The organism is Frigidibacter sp. MR17.24, assembly GCF_037095655.1.
In the GTDB taxonomy this organism is placed as follows: Bacteria; Pseudomonadota; Alphaproteobacteria; order Rhodobacterales; family Rhodobacteraceae; genus Frigidibacter.
Genome location: NZ_JBAWKE010000004.1, coordinates 185,770 through 202,922 on the forward strand (window position 1 = coordinate 185,770; position 17,153 = coordinate 202,922).

Annotated in this window: 19 protein-coding genes; 7 read left to right on the forward strand and 12 right to left on the reverse strand. The window is 71.5% G+C overall.

Annotated elements, in window-relative coordinates; translation table 11 throughout:
• Window positions 1-127: 127 nt before the first annotated feature.
• The 3 genes from panB to V8J39_RS15265 all read left to right on the forward strand — a co-directional run bounded on the left by panB (window position 128) and on the right by V8J39_RS15265 (window position 2,560).
• Window positions 128-958: a 3-methyl-2-oxobutanoate hydroxymethyltransferase gene (gene panB / locus V8J39_RS15255; RefSeq protein WP_336461786.1), complete on the forward strand. Its 831-nt coding sequence runs from the start codon at window positions 128-130 to the stop codon at window positions 956-958.
• On the forward strand, window positions 955-1,824 hold the full coding sequence (panC, locus tag V8J39_RS15260; RefSeq protein WP_336461787.1) for a pantoate--beta-alanine ligase: 870 nt from the start codon (window positions 955-957) through the stop codon (window positions 1,822-1,824). Before panB ends, panC begins: the two co-directional genes overlap by 4 nt.
• A 73-nt stretch (window positions 1,825-1,897) precedes the next feature.
• Window positions 1,898-2,560 carry a DUF1523 family protein gene (locus V8J39_RS15265; protein WP_336461788.1) on the forward strand — a complete coding sequence of 221 codons (663 nt, stop codon included), beginning with the start codon at window positions 1,898-1,900 and terminating at the stop codon, window positions 2,558-2,560.
• Between the two features lie 130 nt (window positions 2,561-2,690).
• Here the strand turns inward: V8J39_RS15265 and V8J39_RS15270 are convergent, their stop codons facing one another.
• The 6 genes from V8J39_RS15270 to V8J39_RS15295 all read right to left on the reverse strand — a co-directional run bounded on the left by V8J39_RS15270 (window position 2,691) and on the right by V8J39_RS15295 (window position 7,982).
• A complete protein-coding gene (locus tag V8J39_RS15270; RefSeq protein ID WP_336461789.1) occupies window positions 2,691-2,999 on the reverse strand; it encodes a hypothetical protein in 309 nt (102 codons plus the stop codon).
• Window positions 3,000-3,187: 188 nt separating this feature from the next.
• Window positions 3,188-3,835 (reverse strand): aspartate/glutamate racemase family protein, encoded by a 648-nt coding sequence (locus V8J39_RS15275; RefSeq protein WP_336461790.1) that lies wholly within the window; start codon window positions 3,833-3,835, stop codon window positions 3,188-3,190.
• A 1-nt stretch (window position 3,836) separates the two neighbouring features.
• Window positions 3,837-4,673: an ABC transporter permease gene (locus V8J39_RS15280; RefSeq protein WP_336461791.1), complete on the reverse strand. Its 837-nt coding sequence runs from the start codon at window positions 4,671-4,673 to the stop codon at window positions 3,837-3,839.
• A 2-nt stretch (window positions 4,674-4,675) separates the two neighbouring features.
• Complete coding sequence (locus tag V8J39_RS15285) at window positions 4,676-5,539, reverse strand: ABC transporter permease (protein WP_336461792.1); 864 nt, start codon at window positions 5,537-5,539, stop codon at window positions 4,676-4,678.
• Between the two features lie 76 nt (window positions 5,540-5,615).
• Window positions 5,616-6,881, reverse strand: coding sequence for an ABC transporter substrate-binding protein (locus V8J39_RS15290; RefSeq protein ID WP_336461793.1), 1,266 nt, complete (start codon window positions 6,879-6,881; stop codon window positions 5,616-5,618).
• 114 nt (window positions 6,882-6,995) lie between these two features.
• Window positions 6,996-7,982 carry an ABC transporter ATP-binding protein gene (locus V8J39_RS15295; protein WP_336461794.1) on the reverse strand — a complete coding sequence of 329 codons (987 nt, stop codon included), beginning with the start codon at window positions 7,980-7,982 and terminating at the stop codon, window positions 6,996-6,998.
• A gap of 246 nt (window positions 7,983-8,228) precedes the next feature.
• On the opposite strand from V8J39_RS15295, the gene V8J39_RS15300 reads away from it, so the two are divergent.
• Window positions 8,229-8,948 (forward strand): GntR family transcriptional regulator, encoded by a 720-nt coding sequence (locus V8J39_RS15300; protein WP_336461795.1) that lies wholly within the window; start codon window positions 8,229-8,231, stop codon window positions 8,946-8,948.
• 193 nt (window positions 8,949-9,141) lie between these two features.
• A complete protein-coding gene (gene doeB, locus V8J39_RS15305) occupies window positions 9,142-10,179 on the forward strand; it encodes a N(2)-acetyl-L-2,4-diaminobutanoate deacetylase DoeB (RefSeq protein ID WP_336461796.1) in 1,038 nt (345 codons plus the stop codon).
• Here doeB and V8J39_RS15310 read toward each other — a convergent pair.
• The 4 genes from V8J39_RS15310 to hisS form a co-directional block, all read right to left on the reverse strand.
• Entirely contained in the window at window positions 10,176-11,276 is a 1,101-nt protein-coding gene (locus tag V8J39_RS15310; protein WP_336461797.1) for an AbrB family transcriptional regulator, read from the reverse strand. The genes doeB and V8J39_RS15310 overlap by 4 nt on opposite strands.
• Window positions 11,277-11,393: 117 nt before the next feature.
• Window positions 11,394-12,083, reverse strand: a complete 690-nt coding sequence (gene hisG / locus V8J39_RS15315) for an ATP phosphoribosyltransferase (protein ID WP_336461798.1) — start codon at window positions 12,081-12,083, stop codon at window positions 11,394-11,396.
• A complete protein-coding gene (locus V8J39_RS15320; protein WP_336461799.1) occupies window positions 12,080-13,207 on the reverse strand; it encodes an ATP phosphoribosyltransferase regulatory subunit in 1,128 nt (375 codons plus the stop codon). Before V8J39_RS15320 ends, hisG begins: the two co-directional genes overlap by 4 nt.
• The gene (gene hisS, locus V8J39_RS15325) at window positions 13,204-14,709 is read right to left on the reverse strand and encodes a histidine--tRNA ligase (RefSeq protein ID WP_336461800.1); all 1,506 of its coding nucleotides are present in this window, start codon (window positions 14,707-14,709) and stop codon (window positions 13,204-13,206) included. Before hisS ends, V8J39_RS15320 begins: the two co-directional genes overlap by 4 nt.
• 195 nt (window positions 14,710-14,904) lie before the next feature.
• Here hisS and V8J39_RS15330 point away from each other — a divergent pair, with 195 nt between their 5' ends.
• On the forward strand, window positions 14,905-15,108 hold the full coding sequence (locus V8J39_RS15330; protein WP_336461801.1) for a SlyX family protein: 204 nt from the start codon (window positions 14,905-14,907) through the stop codon (window positions 15,106-15,108).
• Between the two features lie 30 nt (window positions 15,109-15,138).
• Here the strand turns inward: V8J39_RS15330 and V8J39_RS15335 are convergent, their stop codons facing one another.
• Complete coding sequence (locus tag V8J39_RS15335; RefSeq protein WP_336461802.1) at window positions 15,139-15,348, reverse strand: tautomerase family protein; 210 nt, start codon at window positions 15,346-15,348, stop codon at window positions 15,139-15,141.
• 37 nt (window positions 15,349-15,385) lie between these two features.
• The gene (locus V8J39_RS15340; protein ID WP_336461803.1) at window positions 15,386-16,126 is read right to left on the reverse strand and encodes an SDR family oxidoreductase; all 741 of its coding nucleotides are present in this window, start codon (window positions 16,124-16,126) and stop codon (window positions 15,386-15,388) included.
• Between the two features lie 104 nt (window positions 16,127-16,230).
• Between V8J39_RS15340 and V8J39_RS15345 the strand changes: the two genes are divergently transcribed.
• A complete protein-coding gene (locus tag V8J39_RS15345; protein WP_336461804.1) occupies window positions 16,231-17,142 on the forward strand; it encodes a LysR family transcriptional regulator in 912 nt (303 codons plus the stop codon).
• Window positions 17,143-17,153 lie beyond the last annotated feature (11 nt).

Below are 17,153 nucleotides of genomic sequence, written 5' to 3' on the forward strand. Positions count from 1 at the left end.
GGCCAGATCTACCCCGGTTCGGGCCGCCCGATAAGCCGGCCGCTGCGCGGGCAGGACGAAAAGACGGTTGGATCGACGGGAACCGGGGTCTAGAAGGCCGCGACGGCACTGCCCGGGGGGGGAAGACATGAGCGCGCAATCCGAGACCGGCCGGCGGCAGACGCCATCGACGATCCGGGCCCGCAAGGGCGCCGAGCCGATCGTCTGCCTGACGGCCTACACCACGCCGGTCGCGCGCATCGCCGACCAGTCCTGCGACCTCGTGCTGGTGGGGGACTCGGTCGGCATGGTGCTGCACGGGCTGCCCGACACGCTGGGCGTGACGCTCGACATGATGATCCTGCACGGCCGCGCCGTCGCCCGCGGCCTGTCGCGCGCGGCGATGGTCGTCGACCTGCCCTTCGCCAGCTACGAGGCCGGGCCGCAGCAGGCCTTCGCCGCCGCCGCGCGGGTGATGGCCGAGACCGGCGCCCAGGCGGTCAAGCTGGAGGGCGGCGCGCACATGGCGCCGACGGTCGAATTCCTGGTGACCCGCGGCATCCCGGTGATGGGCCATGTCGGGCTGACACCGCAGGCGGTCAACACGCTGGGCGGCTACCGGGTGCAGGGCCGCGGCGCCGCGGGCGACCGCATCGCCGCCGATGCCCGCGCCCTGGCCGAGGCCGGCGCCTTCTCGGTCGTCCTGGAAAAGCTGCCCGCCAGCCTCGGGCAGCGGATCACCGACGAGATCGCCGTGCCCACGATCGGCATCGGCGCCGGCGCGGCCTGCGACGGGCAGGTGCTGGTGATCGACGACATGCTGGGCCTGTTCGCCGAGTTCCGGCCGAAATTCGTGCGCCGCTATGCCGAACTGGGCCGCGACGCCACGGCCGCCGTCGCCGCCTATGCCGAGGACGTGCGCGCCCGCCGCTTCCCCGGCCCCGAACATGGCTTTGCCGACGAAGGAACCCAGGCGTGAGCGACACCAGCCCCGAAGTCCCGATCCTGCGCCGTCTCGACGACCTGCGCGCCCTGACCCGCGCCTGGCGCCGGGCGGGCGAGCGCATCGCCGTCGTGCCGACGATGGGCGCGCTGCACGCGGGCCACATCAGCCTGGTCGCCGCCGCCCGCACCCGCGCGGAGCGGGTGATCGTCACGATCTTCGTCAACCCGCGCCAGTTCAACAGCCGCGAGGATTACGAGAAGTATCCCCGCACCGAAGAGGCCGACGCGGTCCTGCTCGAACCCTTCGCGGTCGACGCCGTCTTCGTTCCGGCCGAGCACGAGGTCTATCCCGAGGGCTTCGCGACCACGGTCTCGGTCTCGGGCCTGACCGCGCCGCTCGAGGGCGAGTATCGCCCGGGCCATTTCGACGGCATGTCGACGGTGGTGACCAAGCTCTTGACCATGACCTCGGCCGACTGCGCGATGTTCGGCGAGAAGGACTGGCAGCAGCTGCAGGTGGTGCGCCGGATGGCGCGCGACCTGAACCTCGACTGCGAGATCGTGCCCTGCCCCACCGTGCGCGAACCCGACGGGCTGGCGCTGTCGTCGCGCAACCAGCGCCTGACGCATGACGCCCGCGCGATGTCGGCGGCCCTGCCGCGCGCGCTGCTGGGCGCGGCGGCCGAGATCGCCGAGGGCCGCGCGCCGGGCCCGGTGCTCGAGACGGCGCGCGCCGCGGTCCTCGGCGCGGGGTTCGACAGCATCGACTATCTCGAGCTGCGCGATGCCGAAACGCTGGGCCCCGCCATCGAGGGCCGCCCCGCGCGGCTGTTCGTGGCGGCCTGGGCCGGGCCGGTGCGGCTGATCGACAACGTGCCGATCGCCGTCCCCGCCGGCTGACGCCACCCGCCCGGGGGGTGGCAGCCCGCGACCCGATCGCCCATATTGAGCCTGAACAAAGGTGGAGCGGGCGATGCGATACGTGAAATGGGGCGTTGCGGCGCTGGTCCTGCTGATCGTGGCGGGCTTCCTGCACTATACCCTGCCCCGCCACGACGTGGTGCGCATCGTCGACACCGACACCCGGCGCATCGACTTCGGCTCGAACGCGATGTTCTTCCAGGCCGCGGAATCCGGCACGGCCGGCGGGCAGGCGACCCGCGACGTCAAGTTCATCGAGACGCTGCGCGAGAACGGCAAGCCGCTGGTCTTCCGCAACGAGGACACCGGCTGGGGCTGGCCGCCCTATTTCAAGTTCGACAGCTACGACCTGCAGACGCAGGCGGCGAACCTGCGCTCGACCTCGGCCGCGCCGCAGTGGGTGGTGGTGACGCGCTACGGCTGGCGCAACCAGCTGTTCACGATCTTCCCGAACGCGGTCGCGATCCGGCCGGTCGACGGGCCGGACGTCACCATCGTGCCGTGGTTCAACATCATCTTCCTGATCGTGGTGGTGCTGGGCGTGCTCACGCTGCGCCGGCTGTGGCTGAACTTCACCCGCCGCCGGATCGAGCCTGCGCTCGAGGGCATCGGCGAGGGCTGGGAGGGGCTCGAGGACCGCGGCGCCGCCGCCGGTCGCCGCGCGCGCACCGCCACCGGCCGCTTCCGCGCGCGGCTGAAAAGCTGGTTCACCTGACCGCAGGGGGCCGCCGCGGCGGCCCCGCACCAAGGATGGCGCCCGTTTCGGGGCCTGCTTGCGTGTACGGGTCCGGGCTCAGACCCCGACCTCAGGCCCCGATCCCAAGCCTAGATCTCGGGCCCCGTTTTCAGGCCCCGACCTCGGGTGCGACGGTGAGCGTGGCCGACCGCCCCGCGAAGCGCAGGGCAAAGCGGGTCAGCGGCGGCGGAACCATCCGCTCGACGCTTTCCGAGGTCACCATGAACCCCGCGCTGCGCAGGAAATCCACCACTTCCGGCCCGGCGACGGGGTCACCGCCCATCACCCGGACATTGACGTCCGAAATCCCGTTCAGCCGCGCGAGCAGGAAGCGCTCCGCCTCGGCGTCCAGGAACATCGCTTCGCGGACCGGGCCGCGCGCCGGGGCGCCCCCGGGCTCGATGCCTTCCATATCCATGCCTGTGCCCTCTGGTCTTCCCGCGGGTCCCTGGCCCGGGATTGTCCCGGGGGCGCCGCGGCGTTTCGACTCTGCCGTTCTCTAGGGCTAACACCCATAGGCTGAGTCCCGCAAACACAGGATGCGATTTCGGCGACTTTCGGCTGGCGGCGCGGGCCGCCGGCGGCGCCCCGCTCACCCGGCGCCGCCTATGCCGCGAGGGCAACCGACAGCCGCGCCGCCGCGGCCACGCCGTCGACCAGCCGCGCGCGAAGCCGCGGCTGCAGCGGACCGGCCAGCGGCGCCATCCCGGCACAGCCCAGCACCAGCGCCGCCGGGGCATCCTCGGCCTCGGCCAAAGCCAGCGCCGCCACCAGCCGCTCGATCGTCGCCGCCGACGCGGGTTCGAGATCCAGCACCGGGATCCCGCTCGCCCGGACCCTCGCGCAGGCCCCCGCCAGGCCATAGGCGGCGATGTTGGCCTCGATCACCGGCACCGAGACCGCGAGCGTGGTCACCACCGAGAACCGGGCGCCCAGCAGCGCGGCCACGTGGAACGCCGCCTGCCCGATGCCGATCACCGGGCAATGCGCGGCCGCGCGCACCTCGGCCAGACCGGTGTCGTCGAAGCAGCCGATCACGATCGCCTCGGCCCCGGCCGCGCGCGCGGCCGGCAGCCGCGCGAGGATCCCGGGCACCGCCGCGGCGCCGTCCTCCTCGCCCGGGATCACCGCTGGCCCCTCGGCATTGGTCCAGCCGATCACCTCGGGCCCGGGCACGGCGGCGCGCGCGGCCTCGACCATCGCCTCGGTCATCGCCTCGGTCGAGTTCGGGTTGATGAACAGGATGCGGGTCACGTCAGACGCCCTTGCCCGCGTCCGAGCCCAGCCGCGCGCGGCGCCGCGCGCTGATCCACAGCGCGCCCATGAAGACGCCGATCACGAGGAACGAGAAGATCGTCGTCAGCGTGCCCAGCGCGAAGATCACCGGCGTGGTGACGTTGGTGGTCATGCCGTAGATCTCGAGCGGCAGCGTGTTGTAACTGCCCGCGGTCAGCAGCGTGCGGGCGAATTCGTCATAGCTCAGCGTGAAGCCGAACAGCGCGACCCCGAACAGCGACGGCGCGATCATCGGCACGACCACGTGGCGGATCGTCTGCCAGGCGGTGGCGCCCTGGTCGCGTGCCGCCTCCTCGTAGGCCGGGTTGAAGCGGTTGAAGATCGCGAACATGATCAGAAGGCCGAAGGGCAGCGTCCAGGTCAGCTGCGAGCCGAAGCCCGAGGTCGCCCAGTGCACGCTGAGCCCCGATTGCGAGAAGATCAGGCCCACGCCCAGCGACACGAGGATCGACGGGATCACCAGCGCGGTGATGATCAGGTAGAACAGCGCCCCCGACCCGGCGAAGCGCTTGCGGAACGCCAGCCCCCCCATCAGCGCGATGACCACGGTCGCGACCATCACCATCAGGCCCAGCGCGAAGCTGCGCCGGAACGCGCCCCAGATGTCGCCCACCGCCTGCTGGCGGAACAGGTCCTGGAACCAGTAGGTCGACACCCCGCGCATCGGGAAGGTGAGCCCGCCCTCGGGGCCCTGGAAGCTGAGGATGGCGATGGTGATCGTCGGCCCGTAGAGGAACGCGAGGAACAGCGCGAAGACGGCGGCGAGCAGGTAGAAGGACTTCGGACGCGGCTCCATGCTCACAGCTCCTTCCGGATGTCGACGAAGCGCAGCATGATCCCGATGGTGATCAGCACCGTCGCCAGCAGCACGACCGAGGTCGCGGCGGCCGAGGGGTATTGCAGAAGCGCGATGTCGTTCGAGATCAGCCGCCCGACATTGGCCGACTGCGAGCCCGACATGAAGCGCACGGTGATGAAATCGCCCATGACCATGGTCACCACGAAGATCGTGCCGATCATGATGCCGGGCTTGCACAGCGGGATGATCACGTTCCACAGCGTCTGCCAGCCGGTGGCGCCGGCGTCGTTCGCGGCCTCCAGCAGCGAGCGGTCGATGCGCATCATCGTGTTGAAGATCGGCACCACCATGAACAGCGTGTAGAGGTGGACGAAGGCCAGGATCACCGAGAAGTCGGAAAACAGCAGCCAGTCCAGCGGCTGGTCGATCACCCCCCAGGCCTGCAGGGTCGAGTTCGCGATGCCGTTGCGGCCCAGGAAGGGGATCCAGCTGATCATGCGGATGATGTTCGAGGTCCAGAACGGGATCGTGCACAGCAGGAACAGCGCCGTCTGCCAGCCGGTCGACCGGATGTGGAATGCCAGGAAATAGGCGACGGTGAAGCCGATCGCCAGCGTGAACGCCCAGGTGATCAGCGCGTATTTCGCGGTGTTGAGGAACACCCGGTAGGTCACGTCGGATCCGAACAGGAACGCGTAGTTCTCGAACGAGAAATCCGGGACGATCGAGAATTCGGTCGCGCTCCAGAAGCTGACCACGACGATCATGACGATCGGCAGGATCAGGAAGAAGAACAGCACAAGCACCAGCGGCGAGGCCAGCAGCCACCCGGTCACGTGCCGCGATTTCAGCAGGCGCTCCATCGTCCCTCTTCGACTTTGCTCAAATATCCTCGGGGGGTGCAGGGGGGCGGAAAGCCCCCCTGCCCGTGTCACGCGCTCAGGCGGCGATGAACTCGTTCCACTTGCGCACCATGTACTGGTTCTCGTCCATGACGGCGTTCCAGCAGGCGACGTGGCCCATGCGCTCCTCGAACGAGCCGCCATCGCGCTTCTCGCCGGCCTTGGCCATCGGCTGGCCCTGCGGGTTGGTGATGGTGTCGGTGGCTTCCTTGCCCTCGAACCAATAGCCCCACTCGTTCTCGGTCATGAACTCCTTCGAGGTCGCGGGCACGGCCGAGTAGTAGCCCTGGCGCATGAGGAAGCCGCCGACCCAGCCCGAGAGGTACCAGTTGATGTATTCATAGGCCGCGTCCAGCTCGATGCCCGACAGCGCCTTCGACAGGCCGATCCCGCCGCCCCACGAGCGATAGCCTTCCTTCAGCGGCTGGTAGACGCAGTCGATGCCGCGCGACTTCACCGCGGTGATCGCGGGCGACCACATCGACTGGATCACCACCTCGCCCGAGGCCATCAGGTTCACCGACTCGTCGAAGGTCTTCCAGAAGCTGCGGAACTGGCCGGCGCGCTTGGCCTCGGTGAAGATCGCCATGGTCTTGTCGATCTCTTCGCGGGTCATGTTGCCCTTGTCGCCATAGGCGACCTCGCCCATGGCCTCGCAGACCATCGCCGCGTCCATGATCCCGATCGACGAGATGTCGAGGATCGAGGCCTTGCCCTTGAACTCGGGGTTCAGCAGCTCGGTCCAGCTCTCGATCGGCCGGCCGATCAGGTCGGGGCGGATGCCCAGCGTGTCGGCGTTGTAGATCGTCGGGATCAGCGTCATCCAGTTCGTCTCTTCCGAGGCGAAGGTGGTCGAGCCCTGGCCCTCGACGAAGCCCACGGTGTGGGGCGCGGTGCCCTGGGCGATCACGCTGTCGGGGTTCAGCTTGCCGGATTTGAAGATGCCGACGATCTTGTCGTAGTTCTTGATCTTCGAGACGTCCATCGCCTGCAGGTTGCCGGTCGGCCAGACCTTCTTGCAGATCCAGTACTCGATGTCGGCGATGTCGAAGCTGCCCGGCTGGGTCGCGGCGCGCTGGGTGACGGCGTCGCTGTCAAGCGCGGTCATCTCGAGCGTGAAGCCGAGGTCTTCCTTCACCTTCGCGGCGACCTCGTTGAGGTTCGACACGCCGGTGCCGAACTGGCGCAGGGTGACGTTCTTGATGTCCTGCGCCCAGATCATCGGCGCCGGGAAGGCGGTGGCGGCGGCGACGGCCGCGCCGGTCTTCAGCAGGCTGCGGCGGCTGTAGTGGTTCTTTTTCATTGGTCCTCTCCTGTGGTTTTTCGGGCCAAGCGCGCCGTCCTTGCCGGCATCGCGCGCCGCCGTCTCGGGCCGGGCCCGCGACGGGGCCCGGCGATTTCGGATCTGGGGGCGGCCTCAGGCCTCGAGCCGGTGCGCCCGCCCCTCGTCCCAGACGAAGCTGACCGCCTCGCCGGGGGATTTCGGATCGGCGAAGAACTCGCCCTCGGGGATCAGCGCCAGGATCTCCTGCTCGCCCGCGGCCTGCGCCGTCACCGCGACATGCGCGCCCTGGTACTCGACCGCGCGGATCACCGCCTCGGTGCCGCCCAGCGGCCCCGGCGGCGCAAAGCGCACCTCGTCGGCGCGCACGGCAAGCTTGCCCGAGGGCAGCGCGATCACGTTGTGCCCGCCCATGAAGCGGGCCACGAACTCGGTGCGCGGGGCGTTGAACATCTCGCGCGGGGCGCCGGCCTGCTCGATCACGGCGTTGTTCATCAGCACCATCTCGTCCGCCAGCGCGAGCGCCTCGTCCTGGCCGTGGGTGACGTGGATGAAGGTGATGCCCAGCTCGCGCTGCAGCCGCTTCAGCTCGCCCCGCACCTTCAGCCGCAGGAACGGGTCCAGCGCCGACAGCGGCTCGTCCAGAAGCAGCACCTGCGGATCGGTGATGAGCGCGCGCGCCAGCGCCACCCGCTGCTGCTGCCCGCCCGACAGCTGCGCCGGCCGCCGCTCGGCCAGCCGCACCATGTCGACAAGCTCGAGCATCTCCATCGCCTTCCGGCGGCGAGTCTCGGCATCGACGCCCTTCATCTTCAGGCTGAAGGCGACGTTGTCGGCCACCGACAGGTGCGGGAACAGCGCATAGCTCTGGAACATCATCGCCGTGCCGCGCTTGGCCGGCGGCAGCTGCGACACGTCGGAGCCCGCCAGCACCACCGCGCCCTCGGTCACGCTCTCGTGGCCCGCGATCATGCGCAGCGTCGTCGACTTGCCGCAGCCCGAGGGCCCCAGCAGGCAGACATAGCTGCCGCCCTTGAACAGGTGGGTCACGGCATTCACCGCCACGGTCTGGCCATAGCGCTTGGTGACGCTCACCAGCTCGAGATCATGCCCCGTGCGCATCCCCGTTCCCGCCATTTCCGCCCCCGTCCTGCAGCCGTGCTTCCGGGGCCGATGCTGGCGCAGACCGGGGCCGCGCCGGCAGGGAAAACTGCACGATTCGGCCCGAATTTCTTTCCTGCCCAAAGCTTGGGCAGATCGGATCGGCTTTGGTGTTCGATTGCATCAAGAATCGTATACACTTTCCGATACGAGGCCGCGACGCATCGCCCGCTTGCGGGTCCGGGGCGCAGGACCGAGAATCGTGCCATGTCACAGGACCTGACCAGCCCGGCCGCGCGCGACCCCGACGCCCCCGCCCCCGCCACCAGCGAGGGGGTGGCGACCGAACTTGCGCTGGCGATCCACGAACACCGGCTCGCGCCCGGCACCAAGCTGTCCGAGGACGAGGTCGGCGAGATCTTCGGCGTCTCGCGCACGGTGATCCGCGCCGCCTTCCAGCGGCTGGCGCATGACCACCTGCTGGTGCTCAAGCGCAACCGCGGCGCCTTCGTCGCGCAGCCCACCGCCCGCGAGGCGCGCGAGGTCTTCGAGGCCCGCGCCCTGCTCGAGCCGCGGACGGCCCGCTCGGCCGCCGAGCGGGCGACGCCGGCCGATCTCGCCGCGCTCGAGCGCCACATCCGCGACGAGCACGCGGCGCTCGACGCGGGCGACACCGGCCGGGCGCTGCGGCTCTCGGGCCTGTTCCACGTCGAGATCGCGCGCATCGCCGACCAGGACACGATCTGCGAGTTCATCACCTCGCTGATCTCGCGCTCCTCGCTGATCATCTCGCTCTACTGGCAGCGCCGCACGGCGATCTGCGAAAGCCATGCCCATGACGCGCTGCTGCGCGCGCTCGCGGCCCGCGACGGCGACCAGGCCGAGGCGCTGATGAAAAGCCACCTCATCGACCTGCTGTCCTCGCTCGACCTGCACGGCGCGCCCGAGGGCAGCCCCAGCCTGCGCGCCGCGCTGCGCCGCGACTGACGGCCCCGCCGCACCCGGTTCCCGCTTTCGCATTGGCCCAAATATCCCGGGGGAGTCGCGGCCCCGCCGCGACGGGGGCAGCGCCCCCCCCCGCGCCGCCCCCCCACCGCGCCGCCCCCTTGCCATCGCGCCCGGCAGCGGCGAGCGTCGGGCGGGGCCACGCGGCCGATCGCGCCCCCCACCCAGGAGGCCCATGACCGACCGACCCGCCCCCGACCTGCCGCCCTCGCCCGTCACCGCCACAATCGCGCTTGCGGACGACGGCGCGCGCCACGGCCACCTGCACCTGCCCCACAGCCGCGACGACAGCGCCTGGGGGGCGGTGATGATCCCGATCTCGGTGATCGCCAACGGCCCGGGCCCGACCGCGCTGCTGATCGGCGGCAACCACGGCGACGAATACGAGGGCCCCGCCGCGCTGTGGGATCTGGCGCGCAGCCTCGCCCCGGACGAGATCGCCGGGCGGGTGATCGTGCTGCCGGCGCTGAACCACCCGGCCTTCCTGGCCGCGACGCGGACCTCGCCCATCGACCGCGGCAATCTCAACCGCAGCTTTCCCGGCCACCCCGCCGGCACCGTCACCCAGAAGATCGCCGACTATGTCACCCGCCATCTGCTGCCCGCGTCCGACATCGTGCTCGACATCCATTCCGGCGGCCGCACGCTCGATTTCCTGCCCTTCGCCGCCGCGCACGAGCTGGCGCAGGCCGAGCACAGCGCGCGCTGCCGCGCCGCCGTCGCCGCCTTCGGGGCGCCGTTCTCGATGCAGATGCGCGAGCTGGACGCGGTCGGCATGCTCGACACCACGGCCGAGGCGATGGGAAAGACCTTCGTGACGACCGAGCTGGGCGGCGGCGGCACCGTCACCGCCGCAAGCGCGGCCATCGCCGCGCGCGGCATCCGCGGGCTGCTGGCCCATGCCGGGATCCTGCCCGCCAAGGCCGCCCCCGCCAAAACCGCGCCGACGCGCTGGCTGAGCATGTCGGACCCGCGCGCCTTCCACATCGCCGGGGCCGCGGGCCTGTGCCAGCCGCTGCGCGACCTTGGCAGTCCGGTGATGCAGGGCGAGCCGATCGCGCTGATCTTCGACACCGCGCGCACCGGGACCGCGCCGGTGACGGTCACGGCCGCCATGACCGGGCTGCTGGCGGCACGCCATTTCCCGGGGCTGGTGAAGATGGGCGATTGCCTTGCGGTGATCGCGACCGAGATCGCGCCGTCGGAGGCCTAGCCGCGGTGGCCGGTCCAGCGCACGGCGATCCGGGTGATCCAGGGCCCGCACAGGATCACGACCACCGCCCGCGCGGTCTGCATCGCCATGACGAAGGCCACGTCGACCTTGGCCGAGGCCGCGATCACCGCCACCGCGTCCAGCCCGCCGGGGCTGGTGGCAAGATAGGCGCTCAGCGGGTCGATGCCGGCGAATTCCACCAGCAGGAAGGCGAAGCCCGCGCAGATCGCGACCAGCGTCACGATCATCAGCACCACCCGCGGCAGCGCCCGGGCGGCATGGCCGATCACCTCGCGGTCGAAGCGCAGCCCGACCCCCCAGCCGATCGCGGCATAGCCCAGCGCCAGCAGCAGCTGCGGCACCTCGATCTCGATGATCCCGAGGTTGTTCAGCGTCGAGCCGACGAAGATCGGCAGCAGCAGCGGCCCTGAGGGGATGCGCACCTTCGCCGCCACCAGCACCGATCCCGCCGCCAGCGCCAGCGTCTGCAGGAAGGGAACCGCCCGCGGCATCTCGAGCCAGCCGTGCACCTGGGTGCCGCCCTGCCCGCCGGTGACGTATTGCGCCACCGCCGCGGCGGCGCTCGCCACGACCAGCACGCGGCTGTACTGCATCAGCGCGACCAGCCGCTGGTCGGCGCCGTACTGCGCCGACATGATCGTCATCGCGCTGGCCCCGCCGGGGGACGAGCCCCAGAGCGCGGTCGTGCCCGGCAGCACCCGCGCCCGCGCCAGCAGCACGCCCAGCGCCATCGCCGCGGCAATCACCGAGAACACGCCCAGCACGAAGATCGGCCAGCGCCCCGCGATCTCGCGCAGGACCGGCGTGGTCAGCGTCTGGGCGACCATGCAGCCGACCAGCGCCTGCGCCAGCCGGTAGGGCAGCCCGGGCAGCGCCAGCCCGCAGCCGCCAAGGCCGCACAGGATGCCGCCGACCATCGGCCCCAGCAGCAGCGCCGCCGGCAGGCCCACCAGTTCGAGCACGACGAGAAACACCAGCGACACCGCGCACAGCACCAGCCAGCGCAGCGCCAGCGGCAGTCGGCCCAGCCGCGTGGCGGGGCCGGGCGCGCGAGGCGGCGGATTTGCGGGGATCATCGGGTCCTCCCGGTCTGGCGGCAGGTCGATGCGCGGCAGGCTGTCATGGCCGGCACTAGAGGCGTGTCGCCGCGCCGCGTCAAGGCGCGATGCCGCACCGGCACACCGCCCCCGTGATCACAGCCCCAGCCGCCCGGCAAGCGTGCCCCAGATCCGCCCGGCCTCGGACCAGTCGGCGGTGCGGGCGCGGAACAGGCAGGCCTGGCTTTGATGGATCAGCCCGTCCGACAGGATCTTGAGGTGGTTGGCCTTCAGCGTCTCGCCCGACGAGGTGATGTCGGCGATCGCCTCGGCGGTGAGGTTCTTCACCGTGCCCTCGGTCGCGCCCTGGCTGTCGACCAGCTGATAGTCGGCGACGCCCGCCTCCTGCAGGAACTCGCGCACCAGCCGGTGGTACTTGGTCGCGATGCGCAACCGGAAGCCGTGCGCGCGCCGGAACGCCGCCGCCGCCGCGTCGAGATCCTCGAGCGTGTCGACATCGATCCAGCAGCCCGGCACCGCGATGATCAGGTCGGCATGGCCGAAGCCCAGGGGCGCCAGCTCTTCGGCCAGCTCCTCCCAGTCGGCGAGCTTGTCGCGCACGAGGTCCGAGCCGGTGACGCCCAGGTGGATCCGCCCCGCCGCCAGTTCGCGCGGGATCTCGCCCGCCGACAGCAGCACCAGCTCGACGCCCTCGATCCCTTCGACACGGCCGGAATATTCCCGCTCGGACCCGGTGCGCGACAGGGTGATGCCGCGCGCGCCGAACCAGTCGAAGGTCTTCTCCATCAGCCGCCCCTTCGAGGGCACGCCCAGTTTCAGCGTCATCGCGCCGCCTCCAGTTCCGCGACGAGGCCCGGGCGGATCACGCCGCCCACCGCCGGGATCGAGCCGTGGCCCGCCGCCGCCCCCAGCACCGCCGTCAGCGCGTCATAGCGCCCGCCGGTGGCCACCGGCGGCAGCCGCGGATCGGCCCGGCCGGCGGTCGTCTGGCGCAGGGCGAAGACGAAGCCGTCGTAATATTCCATCGTGCCGCGGCCGTGGCTGGCGTCGTAGGTCAGCGTGTCGAGATCGACGCCGCGCGCCGCCATCGCCGCGAGCCGCGCGCCCAGCTGCGCCACGGCGGGCGCGATCGCCGGCATCTCGGCCGCCAGCGCCGCCAGCCGCTCCAGCGCCTCGGGCGCGGGCGCCACGAGCGCGAACAGCTGGCCCAGCCGCGCGACCTCGGCCGCCGGGATCGGCGGCGCGGCGGCATCCTCTTGCAGCGCGGCGATGCGGGCCTCGACCTCGGCCTCGCCGCGCAGGCCGATGAACGGCGCGTCCGAACCGGCGCCGCCCGACAGCAGCACCTGCCGGCCGGGCGGCATCGCCGCCGCGCCGGCATAGCGTTCGATCAGCGCGCGGAACCGGCGCGGGCGCCAGATGTGGCGCAGAAGCGCGGCCTTGCGGCTGTCGAGCGTCGGCAGGCCGCGCACCGCGGCCGTCAGGATGCCGATGTCGCCGATCACCGGCGTCAGCGGCAGGTGCGCCAGCAGCCGCGAGATCAGCGCGAAGACCTCGGCATCGGCCTCGGGCGGCGCGGCGCGGGCGAAGAGCTCGTAGCCGACCTGGAAATACTCGGCGGTGCGGGGGCCGCGATGCTCCTGCTTGCGGAACACCTCGCCCATGTAGCAGTAGCGCGCCGGGTCCGAGCCGCGCGCCATGTGCATCTGCACCACCGGCACGGTGAAGTCGGGGCGCATCATCATCTCGCCGCGCAGCGGGTCCTGGGTGACGAAGGCGCGGGCGCGGATGTCCTCGCCATAGAGGTCCAGCAGCACCTCGGCGGGCAGGAGGATGTCGGCCTCGACCTCGGCCGCGCCGGCCAGGGCGAAGGCCTGCAGCAGCCGCTCGCCGGTCGCGCGGGCGGCGGCCTTGGTCGCGCGGGTGCCGCTGGTCGGGGCGGCGGTCATTCGGCCAGCATCCGCTGCACCGCCGCGACCAGCCCGGCGCGCGGCACCTCGACCTGCGCGGGGCGGGCCTTCCATTCCTCGAGGCTGGCGCCTTGCGCGATCTTCGCGCCGAGGATCAGGTCCTTGAGCACGACGGTGCCCTTGCCGGCCTCGTCCCCGCCCTGGATCACCGCCACGGGCGAGGCCCGTTTGTCGGCATATTTCAGCTGGTTGCCGAAATTCTTGGGGTTGCCGAGGTAGACCTCGGCGCGGATGCCGGCGGCGCGCAGCTCGCCCGCCATCGCCATGTAGTCGGCCATCCGGTCCCGATCCATCACCGTCACGACCACCGGGCCGGCGGTCGCGCCGTCGGTCCGGCCCTTGGCGCGCAGCGCGGCCAGCAGCCGGTCGACGCCGATCGACACGCCCGTCGCCGGCACCGACTGGCCGGTGAAGCGCTTCACCAGATCGTCATAGCGCCCGCCGCCCGCGACCGAGCCGAACGAGCGCTTGCGCCCCTTCTCGTCGAGGATCTCGAAGGTCAGCTCCGCCTCGTAGACCGGGCCGGTGTAGTAGCCGAGGCCGCGCACCACCGAGGGGTCGATCTCGATCCGGTCGGGGCCGAGGCCCTGCGCGTCGAGAAGCTCGGCGATGGTCTCAAGCTCCTGCACGCCCTCGCGGCCGACCTGCGACACGCCGATCAGCTCGCCCAGGCGCGCGACGGTGGCCGGGCCGTCGGCGCGCTTGGCCGACATGAAGCCCATGACGATCTCGGCCTGTTCGGGGGACAACCCGGCCCCCTTGGTGAAATCGCCGCTCTCGTCGAGCCGCCCCTCGCCCAGCAGCGCCCGCACGCCCGCATCGCCCAGCCGGTCGATTTTGTCGATCGCGCGCAGCACGATGCCACGTTCGGCGGTGAAGCGGTCGGGATCGGCGGGGTCGAGCACGCCCGCGGTTTCCATCACGCCGTTCAGGACCTTGCGGTTGTTGACGCGCACCAGGTAGTCCCCGCGGGGAATGCCCACGGTTTCCAGCGCCGACGAGAGCATGGCGCAGATCTCGGCATCCGCCGCGACCGAGGGCGCGCCGACGGTGTCGGCATCGCACTGGTAGAACTGGCGGAAGCGGCCCGGGCCCGGCTTTTCGTTGCGCCAGACCGGCCCCATCGCATAGCGGCGGTAGGGCGAGGGCAGGTCGTTGCGGAATTGCGCCGCGACCCGCGCGAGCGGCGCGGTCATGTCATAGCGCAACGCCAGCCAGTCGCCGGTTTTCCCTTCGGATTCCGCGTCTTCCTGCCAGGCGAACACGCCCTCGTTCGGGCGGTCGACGTCGGGAAGGAACTTGCCCAGCGCCTCGACCGTCTCGACGGCCGAGGTTTCCAGCGGCTCGAACCCGTGGCGATGGTAGACCCCGGCGATGGCGTCGAGCATCGCCTTGCGTTCGGTCACCTCGGCGCCGAAATAGTCGCGGAAGCCCCGGGGGGTTTCGGCGCGCGGTCTGCGGGGAGCCTTGTCCTTGGCCATTGGCCTCGCCTCGTTCGTCTGGTCACGGGTCCGCGCGGGTCTTAGCCGAGGCGGGCATGGCGAACAAGCGAGAGGGGCGAAAACGCCCGGAAAACCCCGTGCACATCGCGTGCACCCCCTGTACACCCCCCGTACACCCCCACCGCGCGCCGCCGCGACGCGCCGTTAACGGGGACAGCCCGGCAGGATGAGCCCATGACCGAGATCGAGAAGCTGCAAGAGACCGTCGCGCACCTGCTGCGCACCGTCGACGAGCTGAGCGCCGTGGTCGCGCGGCAGGACCGCGAGATCCAGCGCCTGGGCGCCCGGGTGGGCCTGCTGATGGAACGCGAGGCCGAACGCGAGGCCGACGCGTCGAACACGATCCCGCTTGCCGACCAGCGGCCGCCGCACTGGTGAGCGCGGCGGCCCCGGGACATCGGCGCGGCGTCAGCCGGCGCGGTAGGGCGCGGGGATGGTGAAGAGTTCGTCGGCGCGGTGGTAGCCGCCGTCCTTCACCTCTTCGATCAGGACCATGGTGTGGGGGCGCGCGGCCTCGGACAGGTAGCCCACCAGCATCTCGGTCACGCGGTGGGCGATCTCGGTCTTCTGGGCGGCCGACAGCGCGGCCTCGGGGGTCTTGATGTTGACGAAGGGCATCTGCGTCTCCTGTTGATCGGGGACGGTCCGGCGGGGGTCAGAGCATCGCGCCGTTGACGCGGATCACCTGGCCGCTGACCCAGGCGCTGTCGGGTCCGGCGAGGAAGCGCACGACCGGGGCGATGTCGCGCGGCGCGCCGAGGCGGCCGAAGGGGTTGGCGGCGGCGATCCGGTCCACCAGGTCCTGCGGCTTGCCATCGAGGAAGAGCGCCGTCGCCACCGGCCCCGGCGCCACCACGTTGACGGTCACGCCGCGCGGCGCGAGTTCCTTGGCCAGCACCCGGCTCACCGCCTCGATCCCCGCCTTGGTCGCGGCATAGACTCCATAGCCCGGCTGCCACGCGCCCACGACCGAGGTCGAGAAGCTGACGATCCGCCCGCCCGGCGCCAGCCGGCCCGCCGCCGTGCGCATCAGCCGGATCGGCCCTTCGAGGTTCACCGCGATCTGGCGCGCGAGGCTGTCGTCGGTGAGCGAGGCCAGCGGCGACAGCTCCATGATGCCCGCGTTGTTCACGAGGATGCCGACCGGGCCCAGCGCCGCCTCGGCCGCGTCGAACAGCCGCCCCGGCGCGGCGGGGTCCCCCAGCTCGGCCTGCAAGGCGACGGCGCGGCCGCCGGCCGCGGTGATCTCGGCCGCGAGCGCCTCGGCCGCGGCGGCGCCGCGGGCATAGGTCAGCGCCACCGCGATGCCGTCGGCGGCGAGGGTGCGGGCGATCTCGGCGCCGATGCCGCGCGAGGCGCCGGTGACGATCGCGGTGCGGGGGGTGTCGGTGGTCATGGGTCGTCTCCTGTCTTGCGGTTGCGACAGAGATACGCCTTCGCCCATGACAAACAATCCTGCCACGATTGACATCAGAATTCGGTCATGACTAACAATCGAAGATGGACAGGCTGGACAGCATGGCGCTTTTCGCGCGGATCGTCGAAAGCGGCAGCTTCGCGCAGGCGGCGCGCGACCTCGGCATGGCGCGCTCGACCGCGACCGAGGCGATCAAGGCGCTGGAGCGCGCGGCGGGGGTGCGGCTGCTGGCGCGCACCACCCGCCATGTCGCGCCGACGCCCGAGGGGGCCGAGTTCCACGCCCGCGCCCGCGCGATCCTGGCCGAGGTCGACGAGGCCTGGGCGGCCTTCGGCGCGGGCGAGGTGCGCGGGCACCTGCGCGTCGATGCGCCGGGGCTGCTGACGCGCAGTTTCCTTGTGCCGCGGCTGGGCGGGCTGCTGGCGCGCCACCCGGCGCTGACGGTGGGGTTCGGGCAGTCGGACCGGCTGGTGGACCTGGTGCGCGAGGGGATCGACTGCGTGCTGCGCGCGGGGCCGTTGCAGGATTCGACGCTGCGGGCGCGCCGGCTGGGGGTGCTGCCCGAGATCACCTGCGCCAGCCCCGGCTATCTGGCCGCCCATGGCACGCCGGCGGGGATCGACGACCTGGCCGGGCACCTGGCGGTGGGGTTCGTGTCGTCGCGCACGGGCGAGGTGCTGCCGCTGGAATTCCTGCGCGCCGGCCGGGTCGAGGCGCGCCGGGTGCCGGCGCGGGTGACGACCGACAATTCCGACACCGCCCATGCGCTGGCGCTGCAGGGGCTGGGGCTGATCCAGGCACCGGCCTATCGCTTCGCCGCCGATCTTGCCGCGGGGCGGCTGGTCGAGGTGCTGGCCGCGACCCCGCCCGAGCCGCTGCCGATCCACGCGCTCTATCCCGGCGAGCGGGCGCTGTCGCGTCGGCTGGACGTGTTCCTGGACTGGGTGGCGGGGATCTTCGCCGAGGGGCCCGAGGGCCACCGCCCCGGCCCGTGAGACCGGGGGTG